Origin of the sequence: Bacillus vallismortis (genome assembly GCF_004116955.1) — a bacterium.
Lineage (GTDB): Bacteria > Bacillota > Bacilli > Bacillales > Bacillaceae > Bacillus > Bacillus vallismortis.
In genome coordinates, this window is the sequence record NZ_CP026362.1 from 3268392 (window position 1) to 3287335 (window position 18944).

Below are 18944 nucleotides of genomic sequence, written 5' to 3' on the forward strand. Positions count from 1 at the left end.
AGATGAAATCTGTTCACAACAAGAATGAGACAAACTTTCAGAGAAGTATGAAAAGCCGGCACCTCTTTATGCTTTCCTTAGGGGGTGTCATCGGAACCGGGCTGTTTTTAAGCTCTGGCTATACCATTCAGCAGGCAGGCCCGGCGGGAACGATACTCGCCTACTTAGTCGGCGCCGGAATTGTCTATTTGGTTATGCTGTGCCTCGGTGAGCTGTCGGTGGCGATGCCTGTAACAGGCGCCTTTCACACGTATGCGGCCACATACATAGGGCCGGGCACCGGATTTACGGTCGCTTGGCTGTACTGGCTGACATGGACTGTGGCATTGGGATCAGAATTCACAGCAGCAGGCCTGTTAATGCAGCGCTGGTTTCCCCATACATCCGTTTGGATGTGGAGCGCCGTCTTTGCGCTGTTGATTTTCTTGCTGAATGCATTTTCAGTCAAGTTTTTCGCTGAATCAGAATTTTGGTTTTCCAGCATCAAAGTATTAGCCATTATTATGTTTATTCTTTTAGGCGGCTCTGCCATGTTCGGCATCATCCCGATTCAAGGCGGAGAAGCCGCTCCGATGCTGTCCAACTTCACAGCGGAAGGCGGTCTCTTTCCGAATGGATTTGTCCCGATTTTGATGACAATGCTGGCCGTCAACTTTGCCTTTTCGGGAACTGAGCTGATCGGGATTGCCGCCGGAGAAAGCGTCGATCCCGACAAAACAATACCAAAAGCGATAAAAACAACGGTCTGGCGTCTGTCACTCTTCTTTATCGGAACGATTTTTGTCCTGTCAGGGCTGATTCCAATTCAAGAAGCTGGCGTCATCAAAAGCCCGTTTGTCGCTGTCTTTGACAGAGTCGGTGTGCCGTACGCAGCCGATATTATGAATTTTGTCATTCTGACAGCGATCCTGTCAGCGGCTAATTCAGGACTCTACGCCTCTTCCCGGATGCTGTGGTCTTTATCAAAAGAAAAGACGCTTCACCCGGCATTTGCAAAGCTGACGTCAAAAGGAACTCCGTTTAACGCGCTAATGTTCAGCATGATCGGCGGCATTCTGTCATTGCTGTCCGGCGTATTTGCGCCAGACACTGTATACGTTGTGCTCGTGTCGGTTTCTGGTTTTGCGGTCGTTGTTGTGTGGATGGGTATCTCCGCTTCTCAATTTATGTTCAGAAAACGTTATATCGAAGCGGGAAACAAGGTCGCCGATTTAAAATACCGGACCCCTTGGTATCCGTTCGTGCCGATTGCCGCGTTCCTCTTATGTCTGGCTTCCGTCATCGGCATAGCCTTTGATCCGAATCAAAGAATCGCACTGTATTGCGGCATTCCGTTTATGGCCGTCTGCTATGCTGTGTATTATGCGAAAAACCGGAAAAGCAAGCAGACATCTGATATGACTTATTCAAAGTAAAAAGAACCTGCCTCCGAGCAGGTTCTTTTTTCATACTTCACACTTCCACTATCCAGTTAAACGGACCTTTCACTTTGCCAAGCTGAATATCTGTTATCGTTTCATACAGTTTTTTCGATATGTCCCCGATTTGTCCGTCGCCTACAATCACCGTTTTTCCATGAATATTGAGTTCACCGACAGGCGTAACCACAGCTGCCGTGCCCGTGCCGAAGACCTCCGTCAATTCCCCGCGTACAGACGCCGCATAAATGTCATCAATTGAAATTCTATCTTCACGAACCGGAATGCCCCAGCTGCGAATCAGTTCAATGGCAGACGCCCGTGTAACCCCGCTTAAAATGCTTCCGTTTAAAGCCGGGGTGACAGCTTCCCCATTGATGACAAAAAAGATGTTCATGCTTCCGACTTCTTCCACATATTTCTTTTCAATAGCGTCAAGCCACAGCACCTGGTCATAGCCCCGCTCATTCGCTTTTCGCTGCGCTTGAAGGCTGGCCGCGTAATTTCCCGATGTTTTTGCACATCCGACTCCGCCATTCACCGCCCGCACGTACTCATCTTCGACGTAAATTCTAACCGGCTTCAGCTGATCGCCATAATAGGATCCGACAGGCGAAAGCACGATCATAAATGTATAGCTTTTGGATGCCTTCACCCCGAGACTCGGTTCTGTGGCGATAACAAAGGGACGAATATACAATGACGTTCCCTTTTCCTTTGGAACCCAATCTTTCTCCAGTTCAATTAATTGCGTCAATGCTTCAAGCACCAGCTCTTCATCTAAAGGGGGCATACTCATGCGCTCACACGACCTGTTCAGCCGTTTGATATTTTGGTCAGGCCGGAACAGCAGCACTCTGCCATCTTCTGTCCTATACGCTTTTAATCCTTCAAACACAGCCTGGCCGTAATGAAATACAGATGAAGAAGGATCAAGCGTAAGCGGCGCATACGGTGCAATTCTCGGATGATGCCAGCCCATTCCCTCCTCATAATCCATCACAAACATATAATCCGTAAAATATTTTCCGAATTCCAATGATGACGGGTCGGGCTTTTCCTTATGAAATGCCATTTTTTCTCGTTCAATAAGCTTATTCAATCTTAGCACACCTTCCGTAGTTATTTAAATATTCAGTCTTTTTAAAATTACAAAAAACACAGCCGCTTCTTTCATGATACGCCGCTTCCAACCTATAAATTTCAGAATATTCTTTATGATCATGAGCTATTATACACCACATTCATTGTCAAATGAAGATGAAATAAAAGAAAAACAGCCAGATTCAATCCGGCTGTGACATTAGACCGCTAAATACAGGATGACAAGATGACAAATCAGCAAAATATACACTGCGATCACAAATTGCCAATTGACCTTCCGCGCCCATGCAAACACCAACATCATGACAGGCAGTATCACTGTCCCCGCCAGCTTGTGAACCGTCATATCCGGGCTGTTTGTTGCATCATAATGAATCGGCATCTCCGCCGGAAGAAACGGATAACACACAATTGAAAGGATGAAAGCAGCAATGACAGACCCCCACAGCACTTTTCCATTCGTCAAAAGAAACATAGAACCACCATTCCTTTCTTCAACACGTATTCTTTATGAATCATATGACTGTTCTACGGTGAATTTCGTTCGGTCTCCCCGCGTAATCATTTGCGCATATTCCACTATCTCTTCATTTTTATCATAGGTGAGGGATTCTGATAAAAACGCTGGCGCTCCGACATTGGTTAATAAGTGGCCGCTGATCGTTTCATCCGTTAAAATCGGTTCGATCGATTCCGTGCCCCTGCTGATTTCTATATTGTATTTTGTCCTTAATAGTTCAAAAAGCGAGCCGGTGCACTCTTCCTGTGCCAGCCCGGGTGCCGCTTTCCAAGGAATATATGAGGTGTGATACTGCAAGGGTTCCCCCTCGGCGTATCTGACTCTGATCAGCTTATTGACAGGTTCACCCTCTTTCACTTTCAAAAGCTCGGCAATGGAGTGATCAGCAGGAATCACAACCAGTTCAAGCACTTTTGATTCAGAACGCAGACCTCTCATTTGTTCTGCGAAGCTCGTAATCTTATGCGGGATCGGTGTTTGTATTTTTGCGGCTGATACAAATGTTCCTTTTCCTTGAATCCGTTTAATATACCCTTCAAGCTCAAGCTGCTGCAGGGCCAGTCTCACCGTTGTTCTGCTGACATCAAATTGTTCGCAAAACTCGCTTTCCGTCGGCAGCTGATCATTCGCCTGATATTTGCCAGACTTGATTAATTCAATGACTTTAAACTTGATAACAGAATATAAAGCTGTCATTTCATCTCCCCCCCATTCTGTATGCAATCCGTTCTTTTTATTGAGACCATCATACCACTTGCCTTTTCTATATGAAAGATTTGCACTGTCCTTTTATAACAAATTTTCAGAAAATAATATTGACAGTTTCATGATGTCGGTGCTAAATTCGTAATGACAACTATTATAAATTGATTATAACAAATATGGTGCTTGTTTATCTATGAGGGGGTGTCGCATGAGGATTATTGTCGCCGATCACTATGAAGAGCTCTGTAAGTTAAGCGCTAACATTGTTAAGAAACACGTACAGGAAAAGAAAGATGCCGTTCTCGGCTTGGCAACTGGAAGCACGCCGGTCGGCTTGTACAAGCAGCTGATTTCAGACTATCAGTCAGGTGAAATTGATTTTTCAAAGGTTACTACATTTAATTTGGATGAATATGCAGGTCTCTCTCCGTCTCATCCGCAAAGTTATAACCATTTTATGCACGAGTATCTGTTTCAGCATATCAATATGCAGCCTGGCCATATTCATATCCCGCAAGGAGACAATCCGCAGCTTGAGGCTGAATGCAAAGTATACGAGGATCTCATCCGCCGGGCGGGAGGGATTGATATTCAAATTCTCGGCATCGGCGCCAATGGCCACATCGGCTTTAATGAACCGGGCTCTGATTTTGAGGATCGAACACGAATTGTCAAGCTGTCAGAAAGCACAATACAGGCAAATGCGAGATTCTTTGGCGGCGATCCTGTACTGGTCCCGAGACTTGCCATTTCAATGGGCATTCAAACCATCCTGGAATTCAGCAGACATATTGTGCTTTTAGCGAGCGGCGAGGAAAAAGCAGATGCTATTCAGAAGATGGCTGAAGGCCCTGTCACGACAGATGTACCGGCCTCCATTCTTCAAAAACATCATCTAGTAACCGTTATCGCAGACCAAAAAGCAGCCCAAAAATTAAAGATTGAAACATACTCATAACTCAATAAAAGGAGACTGTCATGTTTAAAAAGGCATTTCAAATTCTGCAGCAGCTTGGACGCGCATTGATGACTCCCGTTGCCGTCCTGCCGGCAGCCGGTCTGTTGCTCCGTTTCGGTGACAAGGATTTGCTGAATATCCCTATTATTAAGGATGCGGGCGGCGTTGTATTCGATAACCTCCCGCTGATTTTCGCCGTGGGGGTTGCGATCGGTTTAGCCGCAGGCGAAGGTGTAGCCGGACTTGCCGCTGTCATCGGGTACTTAATTTTAACCGTCACCCTCGACAACATGGGGAAATTACTCGGCCTCCAGCCTCCGTATGAAGGCGCCGAGCACCTGATTGATATGGGCGTATTCGGAGGCATCATCATCGGGCTTCTCGCCGCCTATTTATATAAACGTTTTTCAACAATTGAACTGCATCCGGTCCTTGGATTTTTCTCTGGAAAACGGTTTGTCCCGATTATCACTTCCATCAGTTCATTGGTGATCGGCGTTATTTTCTCATTTGTTTGGCCGCTGATCCAAAACGGAATTAACGCAGCCAGCAGTTTAATTGCCGATTCAACGGTCGGCCTGTTCTTTTATGCAACGATCTATCGTTTGCTGATTCCTTTTGGCCTGCATCATATTTTTTATACACCTTTCTATTTTATGATGGGAGAATACACAGACCCGTCAACAGGCAGCACCGTAACCGGCGACCTGACAAGGTTTTTTGCGGGAGACCCGACTGCCGGGCGCTTTATGATGGGAGATTTCCCTTACATGATTTTCTGTCTGCCGGCAGTTGCACTTGCCATTATCCATACCGCACGTCCTGAAAAGAAAAAAATGATCTCCGGCGTGATGATTTCTGCGGCGCTCACATCTATGCTGACGGGTATTACAGAGCCGGTTGAATTCTCTTTCTTGTTCGTTGCGCCCGTGCTCTATTTGATTAACTCGATTCTCGCCGGCGTCATCTTTGTCGTTTGTGATTTATTCCATGTCCGCCATGGCTATACGTTCTCGGGCGGCGGTATTGATTACGTTTTAAACTATGGACTGTCGACAAATGGCTGGGTTGTCATTCCTGTCGGGATTGTATTTGCTATCATTTATTATTATTTGTTCCGATTTGCGATTTTGAGATGGAATTTAAAAACGCCGGGCCGTGAAACAGATGAAGCTGATCAGAATGAGGCAAAAGCGCCTGTTGCAAAAGGCCAGCTAGCCTTTCAAGTGCTTCAGGCCTTAGGCGGACAGCAAAATATCGCAAACCTGGACGCGTGTATCACAAGGCTTCGTGTGACTGTTCATCAGCCAAGCCAAGTCAGCAAGGATGCATTAAAACAGCTTGGCGCAGTAGGTGTGCTGGAAGTCAACAACAACTTCCAGGCGATATTCGGGACAAAATCCGATGCCTTAAAAGACGACATCAAAACGATCATGGCTGGGGGCGTACCTGATGCCGCCGCGCTGGATTCAGAGGCTGACATCCGGCAGAAAACCGATCCCGAAGAAACCTTTATTTATCCGCTCAAAGGAGAAACAGTCTCTTTAACAGACGTGCCTGATCCAGTTTTTTCAGAAAAAATGATGGGCGAGGGGTTTGCGATTGATCCATCGGAAGGAAAAGTCATTGCCCCAGCAGACGGCGAAATCGTCTCCATTTTTCCGACGAAGCACGCTATAGGCTTTAAGAGCGCCGGCGGCACCGAAATCTTGATCCATGTTGGCATTGATACGGTCAAATTAAACGGGGAAGGCTTTGAAGCACATGTGACGAGCGGACAAGCCGTCAAACAAGGTGAACTGCTTCTCACATTTGATCTCGAAACCATCAAACAGCATGCCGCTTCAGCTGTAACACCGATTATTTTCACAAATGCATCTGAGGAAGAGATGAAGCACATTCAAATAAAGTAAAAAAAACCCCCTCTACGGGGGATTTTTTCGTTCAAGTATGAAAACATCGCCACAATAAAAAAGACAAAATCCCAAAACGAAACTTTTAGGATTTTGTCAACAATCTAACAACACCTTAAAAACAAGGTGCACTATCTATTATTCAGCAGCAGCGTGATCTTCTTTTTCAATCGCTGCCAGTCTTGCGTTTACTTCTTCTTCTGTCATATTGTGCTCTTTGACATACAGGTTTCTTGAGTTCGTGCGGCATTCGTGGCTGCAGCTGCGCATATACTTATACTCATTTTCCGGTGTGCATATCATTTTTTTGTTGCAAGATGGATTTGCGCAGTTCACATAACGCTCACACGGTTCACCTGTAAAGTGGTCTTTTCCGACAATCACATGCTCGACACGGTTGACAGGCACGCTGATTCTTTCATCGAATACGTAGCACTGGCCGTCCCAAAGCTTGCCTTGCACCTCAGGATCTTTTCCGTATGTCACGATTCCGCCGTCAAGCTGTGATACATCTTCAAAACCTTGTTTCATCAGCCAACCTGAGAATTTTTCACAGCGCACGCCGCCTGTGCAGTACGTTAAAATCTGTTTGCCTTCAAGCATGTCTTTGTTTTCTTCGATCCACTCAGGCAATTCACGGAAGGCTTCGATATCAGGACGGACAGCGCCTCTGAAATGGCCAAGATCATACTCGTAATCGTTACGCGCGTCGATCACAATTGTGTTTGGGTCCTGCATTTTCTCGTAAAATTCCGCAGGCTTCAAATGCTGTCCCGTTGTTTCATTCGGATCCACATCATCTTCAAGACGAAGCGTTACAAGCTCTTCCTTATGGCGGACGAAGATTTTCTTGAACGCATGGCCTTCTTCCTCATCAATTTTAAATACCATATCCGCAAAACGAGAATCAGCTTTCATTGTTTCCATATATTTTTCAGTCTGCTCAACCGTACCTGATACCGTACCGTTAATTCCTTCAGAAGAAACAAGGATACGGCCTAGCAAACCAAGCTCCTTACAAAAAGCCAGATGCTGCTCTCTAAACGCCTCTGGATCTTCAATCGGAACATATTTATAGTAAAGTAATACTCTGTATTGTTTTTCCATGATTTAAACACCCTGTTCAATTATAGTTAGTTGCTATGCACACTCTTACTATATCATACAGGAAAGTGCCATAAAGTTGAACCTATCAGCCCACACTCTATTTTCAGAGCAGAATGGCTGATACATGGGGACGAAAAAGGGTGTTGATCAATTCGGTATGGTTTTTTCCATTCATTTACTAATAGGTTGATTTCCTGTTTATCCTACTCCACCTCTTCTTCAAACGATAAATTCACGGGTTCTTCCAAAAGTTCAGAAGCCACTTCCATATTCGTAGACGGCACATGTTTATCCCCTTCTTCAAAAGGCACTTGATCAATCCAAGTCTGGCCCGGACCGGACAATAAAACGCCAAATGAAATCACAGCGCTATTTTCCGGAACATCTAACACGATAGAATAATAATTCCAATTCGTTGTCCCAGTAATCGGCCTATTACTCATATTCTAGAATTGAAGAATATCTCCCGCCACACTATCCACCCTCATCCAAAGTGAGGAGAATTGCTGAACCGGTTTCGTCTGAATAAACTCCGAAAGCCTGATTCTTTTTCATATATAACGCCCGGTTTTAAACTGCTACATCATCGTAGAAAAGTCACCGGCATCCTGTACCGTTTTAGACTTTACATACCCCGACACCTTTCCTTGATGAACATTTTCATGATCAACCCCCATTTCAAAATGAATAGACATCACAAAAGTCTCCTTTTCCAGTATCAAAAAGCTTGTTGACCTGCCCTCAGTTAGGCTAATCAACAAGCTTATTCCATTCTAGATATCTTTATATTTCCCTGTCACTTCTCCCGGTTTACTTTCCCTTTCTTCAAAGATTTATGTTTTAAGCGCTTCGTTTTATTTTTCTCTCATGACCTGTTGAAAATAAAACCGATACGTGTTCCCCAAAAACGTCTCGACAGGCAATTGCACCTCTTGCCGATATTTACCGATGATACATGGAAAATGGTCCATTCCTTTTTGCCGAAGGTCATCTGCTTTTTCCGGCTCATTCTCTTTTACAAGCTCACGAATGAGTGTCTCTGCAACCGGCCAACATGCATTTCGAAGATTCAGAAGGGATTCATGATCCCCTGTTTGCTGAAAACGCTGTATCCAGTTCATCAGTTGTTCATCCATCATCATCACCTCCTTCAATGATAAGCCGACAGACATCATCTGCCAATCTGTTCGTTGATCGCTTGTCAGATTTTCTTCATGCGGTCCTGTTTATATTTGTTTCTATGCTCCCGCCTTTCGTAGACCTTTTTTCCCTGTTTTTCGTTTGAGTGATGATCCATCTCATATCAGCATCGTTTTCATCTATTTTCCATATTGATTAGACATAATCAAACTTGTAAAATGTACCACAATATGTAACCTAACAAAGCATATCAACTCATTTGTCAGATTACCTCCATTATATTTTCATACTTGAAGAAAAAGGAGTATTGAAACATGCATACCTTAGAAGATGTAAAACAACCCAACTTACAGGCCGCAGTAAATTATGTAAATAAAGTGTATAAAGCTGTGGAGCAGCGCAACCCTCATGAAGCGGAGTTTCTTCAAGCTGTAAAAGAAATATTCGATTCCCTCACACCAGTCTTAGCCAAACATCCAGAATACATCAAACACAATATCCTTGAAAGAATCGCAGAACCTGAACGAATGATAACGTTTCGCGTCCCATGGGTTGATGATCAGGGCTGTGTTCAGGTCAACCGCGGATTCCGCGTACAATTCAATAGCGCGATTGGCCCTTACAAAGGCGGTTTGCGGTTCCACCCTTCCGTCAATGCCAGCATTACAAAATTTCTGGGATTTGAGCAGATTTTCAAGAACTCCTTAACAGGCCAGCCGATCGGAGGAGGAAAAGGTGGATCAGATTTTGATCCAAAAGGGAAATCAGACGGAGAAGTAATGCGCTTTACCCAAAGCTTCATGACAGAGCTCTGTAAATATATAGGACCGGATCAGGATGTGCCTGCTGGCGATATCGGCGTCGGGGCGAGAGAAATCGGATACATGTTCGGACAGTATAAGAAAATAAAAGGCGGATATGAGGCCGGCGTATTAACTGGGAAAAGCCCAGGCTTTGGCGGAAGCTTAATCCGCACAGAAGCTACCGGCTACGGCACGGTTTACTTTATGCAAGAGCTCTTAAAAGACAATGGCCTTACTTTTGAAGGCAGCACCGTTGTTGTTTCCGGCTCTGGAAATGTGGCCATCTATGCGATAGAAAAAGCCGCTGAACTCGGTGCATCGGTTGTGGCATGCAGCGATTCAAACGGTTATATTTATGACGAAAACGGCATCAACCTCAGTACACTGAAGCGTTTAAAAGAGGTTGAACGCAAACGACTCAGCGAGTATGTAAAAGAGCATCCGCACGCGCAGTATGTCGAAGACGGCTCTGGTATATGGTCCATTCCATGTGACATCGCTTTGCCGTGCGCAACACAAAATGAAATTGACGAGACAGACGCGAACATTCTCGTGAGAAACGGCGTAAAGGCTGTTGGAGAAGGCGCGAACATGCCATCTACATTGGATGCCATCGAAGTGTTCAGAAGCAATCAAATTCTTTTCGGTCCTGCGAAAGCAGCCAATGCGGGCGGTGTCTCCGTCTCAGCCCTTGAAATGGCGCAAAACAGCGCCAGATTATCTTGGCCAGCGGAAAAAGTAGATGCTAAACTGCGCGATATTATGGTCACTATTTATCGTGACAGTATGACGGCGGCTGAAAAATATGGCCAGCCGGGGGACTTGATCACAGGCGCCAATATCGCCGGGTTCCTAAAAGTAGCAGACGCCATGGTTTCTCAAGGCGTTATATAAAAACAAAGAGGCGCCGGCTTTTAAAAGCCGGCGCCTCTTTATTTATTTCATATAGCCAATTGCCTGTCCCACTTGGACTTCTTGGCCTTCTGTTAAATGGGCGGCCGGCTGGAACGCGTCTTTTTCAAAAATCAAAATGACGGTTGAGCCGAATGAAAAGTATCCAAGCTCCTCGCCGATCTTCAATTCACCCCGGGTGCTCGTCTGCACGATAGAGTTAATATTCATCGCGCCGACAGGAATCATCAGGACACTTCGGGTGCCGCCATTCAACTCGTACACAAACCGGTAATTTTTCGAAAGCACATCTTTTCCGTATTGTAACCCTAATTGATTGACCGGATATGAGCGATTTCCGAGCTCGGCCAGCTTTTGATACGTGCAGCTGATCGGGGAATGGAAACGGTGATAATGCCGCGGGCTTAGATACAGTACGATGAAGTATCCGCCGTTATATTGATGGTCCGCGCTTTTACAGCCGGTCAGCTCAGCGAATGAGTAATCTTTTCCCTTTACCGTAAAGGTCTGGTTTGGATTAATTGTTCCTATCGTCTGAACCACACCGTCAACAGGGCTGACCACCGCGTCCGCCTCTTTTGAAACAGGGCGCCGCTCCAAATTAATATGCCGAATGAACAATTCGGAAAGCGAGCCGTAATCAGCGGCCGAGCCATCTACATCGTCCCAGTTGATCCGAAAATGTTTTGAGAAAAGCGGAATGACCGGTTTGCTCATGTTAGACTCGCAAAATCTTTTAATCAGATAGGAAGACAGACGATGATTTGTCAGCTCTATCAATGAACGATACAGAATCTTTACAGCTGTGTTAAACATGAATAATCCCTATTACCCTTCCGATTGTAATAAAAATAAAGCACCATAAAAAGGCGCCGACTGCTGCAAACACAATATACGTTTTCAGCTCCATTTTGCCGATTCCTGAAAAGTAGCACGTCATATGTCTGACGCCGGGTATGAAATAACCAAAAATGAGCGAATATGGACCGTATTTCTTCATCCATTTTTCCACTTTGATCATTCTCTTTTCTTTTAATCCGACCCACTTGCCGTACTTGTCGATAAACGGGCGGCCGGCTTTTCTGCCGATCATGTAGCTGATCAGCATACCTGACAAAGCTCCGACAAAGCTGATGAATATTGAAAGCTCATAATTCAGCACGTCCGTATTTGTGAAGTAGCCGACAACAGTCATCATCACTTCATCTGGAATCGGCAATCCAACAATCCCTAATACCAGCATCAAAAAAATAGCGAGATAACCGTAATCCGCTATGAGATCCTGAACTAATTCCATCTCCCGGACTCCAGGTTTTCTGCCGCATGTTTTTTAAAATGAGGGAATTTGATTTTACTCACCATTAAATATGAAAGTCCGCAAGCTCCGATTGCCAGCAGGATCGGGTGATAGGTAAAGCTGAGAAGCACAAGACACATACCCGCAAATGGAATCGGCATTCCGATAAATGTCGGAAGCTTACTTTGTTCAATGTTAAATTTAGAGAGGCGAAGCATTCCGCAAATGCTGTACGTCAATGCGCATAAAATCCCGATAAATGGAAGGGAATATAATGCGACACTGTAAGCAAGCATGGAAGGAGCCACACCAAACGTCACCAGGTCGGCAAACGAATCCAGTTCTTTGCCCATATCAGAAACGGCATTTAGCTTACGTGCAGCCATCCCGTCAAAAAGGTCGAGAAGCATGCCGGTAAAAATGAAAAGCACTGCTGAATGAATGTTATGATATAACAAGGAATGAATCGCCAGCAGGCCGCAAATAAAATTTCCTATTGTAATCATACAGGGGATATAATTCACAGTGTAACCAAACCTCCAATTGTAAAACCATCTATCATTATTCGACGTTATAGGCCGAATAGCGTTACAGGAAAAATTTTCTCTATTAAGCATAATAACATAAAAGGCCCGACAAAAAGCAGCACTCAAATTCTATTATTATACAACATTTGTTACCTTTTGAAAAATGAATGCCATTCTTTTCTTGTTTCTGGCAATTTTTATTCTCCGCTCAAAAAGGACAAGACGCGTTGATTGACGTATTCCGGCTGCTCCAGAGATAACAGATGTCCGGCGTTCTTCACGATTTCAGCCTGAATTCCCGGTACCAATATGGAAGCACGCTCTAAAGCCATTTGCTGATGATACATGACTTCGTGCTCGCCAAACATCAGCAGCATCGGGACCGAAACCGATTTCAATTCCCGGTCTGTGAACACGTACGGAAAGCCGTTTTCTGTCGGTTTCAGGCTTCTTTGTTCATCCCGCCATTCCACACCCGCCACAATTTGTTTTCGCAGCACAGGATGCAGATCATAACGGCTAGCCGTGATCCACTCGATATAAGCCTCAGCTCCTCTTGCTCCTGTAAGTCCCGCAGTAAATTTATAGACATCTGGATCATAAGATATAAAGGCTTCAGCAGGGCTCATCACAATTGCCCGCTTTACTCTTTCGGGTGCTTGAAGCAAGAAATTTACGATATAGGATCCACCCAGCGAGAGGCCGGCCAGGTGGGCGCTCTCAAGTTCAAGCGAATCTAAGACGTCTTTCAGCCATTCTGCGGAATCTGCTCTCGTATCCAGAGCAGCTGACGGTATACTTTTATTTTTGTCTCCTATTATATCGACCGCATATGTACGAAATTGACTGCTCCACGCCGCGATATTCGGATACCACATAACAGAGCTGAAGAGTCCCCTGTGAAGCAATACGAGTGAAGGTGCGTCCTTTGGCCCTTTTGCCATGATATGTGTTTTGCCAAAACGAGTAGAAACATAGAATGATTCCGGCTCAATCGGCCACAAAGAAAGGCTGTGATCATATGCCTGGCAAAAGCGAAGACCGCTTTCAGCCGAGGCAAGCTGCATCGAATCTTGTGTCATCTTCTTCTTTTTCCTCCGGGTTTGATTGATATAAAATTAAGGATAATGCTCCTTTCATCTCATAAGAAAAAATACCTATTTATCATTATCTCACATTCTAAATTTCCAGTATATAGTTTGACTTCCCGGATAAATAAAAAAAGGCCGTTTCCCCTTGAAACCAAGGAAACCGCCTATTCTTTGAAGGCTAATGAAATGGCCTTATCTTTCTGATCCTCTGTTAATGAGATGTGATGGGTTACTGACTTTTCATCCTTCGTCAATGCGACTGAGTAGTCACCTTTTTTGCCGGTATCCCATTTGACGTCTCCATTTTTATCTGTTTTGCCGAGTATCTCGCCAATCTCTATACTCGGCTCTTGATCTGAGGCCGGTGCTGCGACAATCGTCACTTGCACCCCTTCAACCGGCAGCCCCTCGGCATCCTCCACATGAAGAGTGACAGGAATCGTTGTTTCTTTCTGAGCAGATTGGGTCGGTGAACCGCACCCGCATAAAAACAAAATAAACATGAAAATGGCTAATTTGCTGTACTTATTGATTTGCCCAATATTGAATATTGTTGAATACATCATTCGTCACCCTTGTTCCCAAGTTGTATGACGATCCTCCGTTCGTGTGAATTGCAATAGCTGTCTGGCCTGTGTCACTGTAGTTTCGATAAACAGGTGAGCCGCTTTGGCAGCCATACGTATCGGTTGTATAGGTTAGCTTATATGTTTCAGCGGATCGAATCGGCTTTGTACCAGACCACATTGTGCCAAATGTTTTGTCACATGGGAATCCTGTCACTGACGAGGAAAGGCCCACAGGACTGCTGCTGTTTGTTGTCCGGTAGCCGTACCAGCCAACCGTGTTTCCGGGAGAACCGTTTAATTTTATAGCTCCGTAATCATAATTGGTGTTATTGCTTTCCGTCCATCCTTTAACAGAGTAAAACATCGTGCCTGAATAAGTTCCATATGGATATGACGAACCATTGCGGCCCGGCGCGGCTGTTATCGTTGAAGCCCAGCCATGATCCTGGCTGTACACACAATGTCCAGCCGTTACGACTGTATTGGCATTGACTAAAAACCCGGTGCAGCCATATGTGCTTGAGGTGTTGGGATACTTGATTGAAAGTTGGACAGTTGCTCTGTAAGGAAAAGATGTAGTGCTGGAGATTCTGGTGCGTTCATCGGTTCCGATGATACTCGAAGGCTGTAAGGCTTGAATGTTTTTTTCCAGTTCCTTTTGGCCGTATAGCGATTTACTTGTTTTCCCGGTTCCCTCATAAGGAGCGGAAACCTGTTCTTCTTTTGACGTTTGGTTTTTCGTAGCATCAGCTTCTTTACCGGTATTCGATACAGACATTTGCGGGTTCTCCGCCGCTTTTGCCGGGGCGCCGAAAGATACCGACGCTGCTAATGCCAAACATAAAACCGTTACGTAAGCGAACCACCGTTTTCTGAATGTTGGAACTAATTTCATTTTGTCATCTCCCTCCCTTTGTGTCAACCACCCTTAACAGTGGAAGACTTTTACATTATAATCACGTTTCTGATTCTTATGATAAAACTTTTATCAGGAATGAAAAAAGGCCTTGTACCCTGACAAGGCCTGCTTTCGCTCTATGTTATAGATAGCTGATCCAACGCTTTCTTTGCGTTATTTCTCGCTGTTTCAACTGTATCAGCCGCAGAAAGCGCAACCGCCATACGGCGTCCGGCTTTCGTTATCGGCTTACCAAAGACGCGAACTTGAGTTTTCGGTACTGCCAGTGCGTTTTCCAGCCCTTCAACTGTGTAATCCGCTGATTCTTCCGGTGCTTTGAGGGGCCGGCTGGCGCCAGGAGAAAGCTGTGTGATTTCTGTAATCGGAAAACCGAGAATCGCCCGGACATGCAGCGCGAACTCTGACAAATTTTGCGTCACCAGCGTGACCAGGCCCGTATCATGCGGACGAGGAGAAACCTCACTGAAATACACCTTATCTTTCGCAAGGAAAAGCTCAACACCAAACAGGCCGTATCCGCCAAGCTCATCCGTAATGGCTTTCGCAATATGCTTCGCTTCTTCCATTTGCTGCTCTGTCATATGATGCGGCTGCCATGATTCGATATAGTCTCCGTCCTTTTGCACATGGCCGATCGGCTCGCAAAATGCCGTGCCGTTTACCGCTCGTACGGTTAAGAGCGTAATTTCTGATTCGAACGGGATAAACTCCTCAACGATCACGCGCCCATTTTTCACACGTCCGCCTTCTATGGCTGTCTCCCAGCAGCTCTTTACATCTGCTTCAGAGCGGCATACGCTCTGGCCTTTTCCAGAAGAACTCATCAATGGTTTAACGACACAAGGAAAGCCAATCTGAGCTGCCGCTTGTACAAATTCGTCATATGTATTCGCAAACTCATAGCCAGCCGTCGGAAGTTCGAGCGTTTCCGCCGCAAGCCGCCTGATCCCTTCCCGATCCATCGTTAGCTTTGCAGCACGCGCATTCGGGATGACGTGAAACCCTTCCTCCTCTAGCTTCAGCAATTCATCGGTCGCGATCGCCTCAACCTCAGGCACAATCAAATCCGGCTTTTCTTTCTCAATAATGGTTCTGATCTGCTCGCGATCCAGCATATCAACGACATAACTATTGTGTGCGACCTGCATCGCCGGAGCGTGCTCATAACTGTCAACTGCCACTGTCTGCACCCCTAGACGCTGAGCTTCAATCACTACCTCTTTTCCTAACTCACCTGAACCTAACAACAAAACCTTCTTTGATTGATACATCTTTGCCCCTCCTATCTATTTCCAACCATTATAACTGAAATATTTGAAAAATAAATTTTTATTCAAAAAGACGAAATTAGAAATCATCATGAGCTTGCAACAGAGATTTTTTCATAAGAATGCAGGTGAGCTCCACATATACCGTAGAGAATCACCTAAAATTTATTTGCACAAGATCAGTGTAGAAACCGGCATATGGGCATGACAGCTAATTCAGCAGCTTTCCCTGTCTGCGAGTAAAATGAATAAATAGAATCAGTAAAAAAGTACTGTTTTTCCTTGATTATTCAGTTTACGCTCCTTTCCTCAATTCACCATGGTACCATATTTACAGGAAAATTCAGGCGAAAGGACACAGTACATTGAAAACACTTGAAGCAAATACAATTTTAGAAGCTGCTGAAACGCGCCTTAAAGCCTATCAAACATTAAGAGAGCATATGGCTGTTCTAAAGAAACAGTTCAAAGAGATGGCAAATTTGGATGATGCTATGACAGGCAAGGGTGCTAACGCAATTAAAGCATTCTATAAGGAACAAGCGGCAGGAGCGGAACTGTGGCTGGACCTCATTGACATGAGAATTGCTTTTTTCAAAAACGTGCCAGCTGCAATTGAGGAAGCAACATTCGATGACGATGCATACGTTGAGGAATCTTATCTCGATAATGAATTGCATAACGGACTTGTCAAAGCTGATGGCATTATAGAGGCACAGCATAAAGAAATGAAATCAATCCTGAATTCAATTGATGACATTTTGCCGTTATCCCTCTTCGATCAATCTACTGTCACCGATAAACTGGATAAAGCAGATAAAAAACGAAAAAAAACGGTTACACACCTGCATGACCTAGATGAGAAACTAAACAGTGATTACGAGGCCTCAGAAGCTGTGGAACATGAGGTTCGGGCATTTTTCGAAGCATTGACAGGCGCCACCAGCAAAGGCGGAAGCACAAATCCAATGAACTTTAACGCAAAAGCCTTTCACGAAACAGACGCTTATCAAAACAAAGAAGATATTCACAAACAATCCCAGCAGTTCATCAAAGCAAAAAAACAGGAAGAAATCGAGTATCTTATGAAAAAACTCGACAAAACTACTGATCCTGAGGAATACTTGAAAATTGCAGACAAGATTGGCACTGACAACCTGAACGCTGAGCAATTACAATATTATTCAAGCATTGTTCAAATGAAGGCACAGCAAGAAACAGGAAAAATGCTTGTCGAAGGCGGAAAGGGTGTAATTGTCGGGCTCTGGGATGCCGGAAAAGATATCGTCACCGGGGCATGCGACCTCGCAGTCGGCGCTTACGATCTTGCTGTATGGTCTTATAGAGCGCAGGGTAAGATGGGCATCGAGGAACAAGTCAAAGCCGGACAGGAACTCCAAAATGTGATCTATAGCGCGCCCGAGACTTTTGAATATATGGTCGATTCATTCAAAACATCTTGGAACGACAATATGGTTCATGGTGATGTATATAGCCGCTCCCATTACATCACCTACGCACTTGCTTCCCTTTTTGGAGCAAAAGGACTCGGAAAAGTGTCATCAGCAACAAAAGCCGGAAAATTCGTGACAAAGGAAACAAAAGCTTTTGTGAACGATCATAAATCTTTAGCAAAGAACATTACTGATAAAGCGAAACCTTATTTCACATTGCCAAATAACAATCATCTAGAACCTGCAATACAGGGCGCTGGGGGTTTTGAGAATCCTGTTTCGAAGCTGAAGAAGGAACTGGATAAGAAGCAAGAGAGTGTTATGCGATTTGATAGCGACCAAAATTTAAAAAGTGAACCGAGCAAGAAATTAATAGCGCAACTGAGCAACGTAGAAAATTTTAGACCTAAAGCGTTAGAACACATCTTTGAAGGCGAGGTAAACTATAGAGAAGCAGCCGTTGGATATCATTATGAGGGATTAGATGATACTGCAGGAAAAGTCATTTCAGGAACAAAAACTGACAAAAATGAACACGGTGTTTACAAAGGGAAAGTTGAAGTAAATGGCAAAAAGAAATTTAGCAACAATGGGTTTTCAACATTTTTCCCTGAAGAATGGACTCCTCAACAAGTCGTTGACTCCATAAATGAAGCATATGAAAATAAAGAATTTATTCCTGGAACAAAAAACACATATGAAGGACGGACAAAAGACAATTTAAGAATTAGAATGTTTATCGATAGCAACGGGAAAATCATTTCAAGTTTTCCGATTTATCCGTAAGTGTAGGAGGACCATATGAAATACAATTATAAATTTGACCAAGTTAGATTTAAGAACGGAAGTAAAAGCCTTGTTATCATATTACCTGAGCGTATTCAATTAGTGGCAGAATTTCTAATGTCAGATGTTCAAGGAGATCCTACCTTTGAATATGAAGTAATAGATAAAGTACTAAACGGGACAAGTGAGTACGAGGAACTAAATGGGAATGTTTGTGGATTAGAAATTAAAAAAGATAAAACTTTTATTTACGATAATCTTGCAGAATACGCAGCTGAAGATGAAGATGATCCCGAAGCATATATAAAAAGCAGAACCTGTGAAATAGAAACAAGAGAACTTAGACAATTAATTGAAATATGGGTAAATGCCCTAAAAGAGTTTAGAGAAAAAAATCCTCAGTAATTATTTTTAAGACGAATCATTATTTTCCTAAATAATGATTCAAACAGT

Annotated in this window: 18 protein-coding genes and 1 pseudogene; 6 read left to right on the forward strand and 13 right to left on the reverse strand. The window is 44.3% G+C overall.

Features of this window, described 5'->3' with window-relative positions:
- Positions 1–2: 2 nt before the first annotated feature.
- Entirely contained in the window at positions 3–1415 is a 1413-nt protein-coding gene (gene mmuP / locus BV11031_RS17175) for an S-methylmethionine permease (protein ID WP_010331423.1), read from the forward strand.
- 37 nt (positions 1416–1452) lie between these two features.
- Here the strand turns inward: mmuP and BV11031_RS17180 are convergent, their stop codons facing one another.
- From BV11031_RS17180 to gamR, 3 genes are all read right to left on the reverse strand, one after another.
- Positions 1453–2520 carry a branched-chain amino acid aminotransferase gene (locus BV11031_RS17180; protein ID WP_010331424.1) on the reverse strand — a complete coding sequence of 356 codons (1068 nt, stop codon included), beginning with the start codon at positions 2518–2520 and terminating at the stop codon, positions 1453–1455.
- Between the two features lie 201 nt (positions 2521–2721).
- Positions 2722–2997, reverse strand: a complete 276-nt coding sequence (locus BV11031_RS17185; RefSeq protein WP_010331425.1) for a DUF1648 domain-containing protein — start codon at positions 2995–2997, stop codon at positions 2722–2724.
- 33 nt (positions 2998–3030) lie between these two features.
- Positions 3031–3738 carry a transcriptional regulator GamR gene (gene gamR / locus BV11031_RS17190; RefSeq protein WP_010331426.1) on the reverse strand — a complete coding sequence of 236 codons (708 nt, stop codon included), beginning with the start codon at positions 3736–3738 and terminating at the stop codon, positions 3031–3033.
- Positions 3739–3955: 217 nt separating this feature from the next.
- On the opposite strand from gamR, the gene nagB reads away from it, so the two are divergent.
- Both nagB and ptsG read left to right on the forward strand, forming a co-directional pair.
- Positions 3956–4705, forward strand: a complete 750-nt coding sequence (gene nagB / locus BV11031_RS17195; protein ID WP_010331427.1) for a glucosamine-6-phosphate deaminase — start codon at positions 3956–3958, stop codon at positions 4703–4705.
- Between the two features lie 20 nt (positions 4706–4725).
- Positions 4726–6618: a glucose-specific PTS transporter subunit IIBC gene (gene ptsG, locus BV11031_RS17200; RefSeq protein ID WP_010331428.1), complete on the forward strand. Its 1893-nt coding sequence runs from the start codon at positions 4726–4728 to the stop codon at positions 6616–6618.
- Positions 6619–6756: 138 nt separating this feature from the next.
- Here ptsG and trhO read toward each other — a convergent pair whose 3' ends face one another.
- The 3 genes and pseudogenes from trhO to BV11031_RS17215 all read right to left on the reverse strand — a co-directional run bounded on the left by trhO (position 6757) and on the right by BV11031_RS17215 (position 8861).
- Positions 6757–7725 carry an oxygen-dependent tRNA uridine(34) hydroxylase TrhO gene (trhO, locus tag BV11031_RS17205; protein ID WP_010331429.1) on the reverse strand — a complete coding sequence of 323 codons (969 nt, stop codon included), beginning with the start codon at positions 7723–7725 and terminating at the stop codon, positions 6757–6759.
- 203 nt (positions 7726–7928) lie between these two features.
- A pseudogene (locus tag BV11031_RS17210) lies at positions 7929–8414 on the reverse strand (AraC family transcriptional regulator); the annotation flags it as partial.
- 165 nt (positions 8415–8579) lie between these two features.
- Entirely contained in the window at positions 8580–8861 is a 282-nt protein-coding gene (locus BV11031_RS17215) for a hypothetical protein (RefSeq protein WP_010331430.1), read from the reverse strand.
- Positions 8862–9179: 318 nt separating this feature from the next.
- On the opposite strand from BV11031_RS17215, the gene gdhA reads away from it, so the two are divergent.
- Entirely contained in the window at positions 9180–10562 is a 1383-nt protein-coding gene (gene gdhA, locus BV11031_RS17220; protein ID WP_010331431.1) for an NADP-specific glutamate dehydrogenase, read from the forward strand.
- 42 nt (positions 10563–10604) lie between these two features.
- On the opposite strand, the gene BV11031_RS17225 is transcribed toward gdhA, so the two are convergent.
- From BV11031_RS17225 to purT, 7 genes are all read right to left on the reverse strand, one after another.
- Positions 10605–11396 (reverse strand): phosphatidylserine decarboxylase, encoded by a 792-nt coding sequence (locus BV11031_RS17225; protein WP_010331432.1) that lies wholly within the window; start codon positions 11394–11396, stop codon positions 10605–10607.
- Complete coding sequence (locus BV11031_RS17230) at positions 11389–11877, reverse strand: DedA family protein (RefSeq protein ID WP_010331433.1); 489 nt, start codon at positions 11875–11877, stop codon at positions 11389–11391. The genes BV11031_RS17225 and BV11031_RS17230 overlap by 8 nt, the downstream gene beginning before the upstream one ends.
- Positions 11868–12401: a CDP-diacylglycerol--serine O-phosphatidyltransferase gene (pssA, locus tag BV11031_RS17235; RefSeq protein ID WP_010331434.1), complete on the reverse strand. Its 534-nt coding sequence runs from the start codon at positions 12399–12401 to the stop codon at positions 11868–11870. The genes BV11031_RS17230 and pssA overlap by 10 nt, the downstream gene beginning before the upstream one ends.
- A 200-nt stretch (positions 12402–12601) precedes the next feature.
- Complete coding sequence (gene cesB, locus BV11031_RS17240; RefSeq protein ID WP_010331435.1) at positions 12602–13486, reverse strand: enantioselective carboxylesterase CesB; 885 nt, start codon at positions 13484–13486, stop codon at positions 12602–12604.
- Positions 13487–13659: 173 nt separating this feature from the next.
- Positions 13660–14058: a DUF2606 family protein gene (locus BV11031_RS17245; RefSeq protein ID WP_010331436.1), complete on the reverse strand. Its 399-nt coding sequence runs from the start codon at positions 14056–14058 to the stop codon at positions 13660–13662.
- On the reverse strand, positions 14021–14959 hold the full coding sequence (mpr, locus tag BV11031_RS17250; protein ID WP_010331437.1) for an extracellular metalloprotease Mpr: 939 nt from the start codon (positions 14957–14959) through the stop codon (positions 14021–14023). The genes BV11031_RS17245 and mpr overlap by 38 nt, the downstream gene beginning before the upstream one ends.
- Before the next feature lie 140 nt (positions 14960–15099).
- Positions 15100–16254 (reverse strand): phosphoribosylglycinamide formyltransferase 2, encoded by a 1155-nt coding sequence (purT, locus tag BV11031_RS17255; protein WP_010331438.1) that lies wholly within the window; start codon positions 16252–16254, stop codon positions 15100–15102.
- Positions 16255–16616: 362 nt separating this feature from the next.
- Between purT and BV11031_RS17260 the strand changes: the two genes are divergently transcribed.
- Together BV11031_RS17260 and BV11031_RS17265 are read left to right on the forward strand one after the other, a co-directional pair.
- Positions 16617–18491 carry a T7SS effector LXG polymorphic toxin gene (locus BV11031_RS17260; RefSeq protein ID WP_164998437.1) on the forward strand — a complete coding sequence of 625 codons (1875 nt, stop codon included), beginning with the start codon at positions 16617–16619 and terminating at the stop codon, positions 18489–18491.
- A gap of 15 nt (positions 18492–18506) precedes the next feature.
- Entirely contained in the window at positions 18507–18896 is a 390-nt protein-coding gene (locus BV11031_RS17265) for a hypothetical protein (protein ID WP_010331441.1), read from the forward strand.
- Positions 18897–18944 lie beyond the last annotated feature (48 nt).

What these genes read in the sequence shown, in the direction of transcription:
- BV11031_RS17245 (WP_010331436.1), bottom strand. Translation starts at nt 14,058, where the DNA reads ATGTATTCAACAATATTCAATATTGGGCAAATCAATAAGTACAGCAAA.
- BV11031_RS17230 (WP_010331433.1), bottom strand. Translation starts at nt 11,877, where the DNA reads ATGGAATTAGTTCAGGATCTCATAGCGGATTACGGTTATCTCGCTATT.
- nagB (WP_010331427.1), top strand. Translation starts at nt 3,956, where the DNA reads ATGAGGATTATTGTCGCCGATCACTATGAAGAGCTCTGTAAGTTAAGC.
- ptsG (WP_010331428.1), top strand. Translation starts at nt 4,726, where the DNA reads ATGTTTAAAAAGGCATTTCAAATTCTGCAGCAGCTTGGACGCGCATTG.
- BV11031_RS17215 (WP_010331430.1), bottom strand. Translation starts at nt 8,861, where the DNA reads ATGGATGAACAACTGATGAACTGGATACAGCGTTTTCAGCAAACAGGG.
- mpr (WP_010331437.1), bottom strand. Translation starts at nt 14,959, where the DNA reads ATGAAATTAGTTCCAACATTCAGAAAACGGTGGTTCGCTTACGTAACG.
- purT (WP_010331438.1), bottom strand. Translation starts at nt 16,254, where the DNA reads ATGTATCAATCAAAGAAGGTTTTGTTGTTAGGTTCAGGTGAGTTAGGA.
- BV11031_RS17225 (WP_010331432.1), bottom strand. Translation starts at nt 11,396, where the DNA reads ATGTTTAACACAGCTGTAAAGATTCTGTATCGTTCATTGATAGAGCTG.
- BV11031_RS17185 (WP_010331425.1), bottom strand. Translation starts at nt 2,997, where the DNA reads ATGTTTCTTTTGACGAATGGAAAAGTGCTGTGGGGGTCTGTCATTGCT.
- trhO (WP_010331429.1), bottom strand. Translation starts at nt 7,725, where the DNA reads ATGGAAAAACAATACAGAGTATTACTTTACTATAAATATGTTCCGATT.
- mmuP (WP_010331423.1), top strand. Translation starts at nt 3, where the DNA reads ATGAAATCTGTTCACAACAAGAATGAGACAAACTTTCAGAGAAGTATG.
- cesB (WP_010331435.1), bottom strand. Translation starts at nt 13,486, where the DNA reads ATGACACAAGATTCGATGCAGCTTGCCTCGGCTGAAAGCGGTCTTCGC.
- gdhA (WP_010331431.1), top strand. Translation starts at nt 9,180, where the DNA reads ATGCATACCTTAGAAGATGTAAAACAACCCAACTTACAGGCCGCAGTA.
- gamR (WP_010331426.1), bottom strand. Translation starts at nt 3,738, where the DNA reads ATGACAGCTTTATATTCTGTTATCAAGTTTAAAGTCATTGAATTAATC.
- BV11031_RS17265 (WP_010331441.1), top strand. Translation starts at nt 18,507, where the DNA reads ATGAAATACAATTATAAATTTGACCAAGTTAGATTTAAGAACGGAAGT.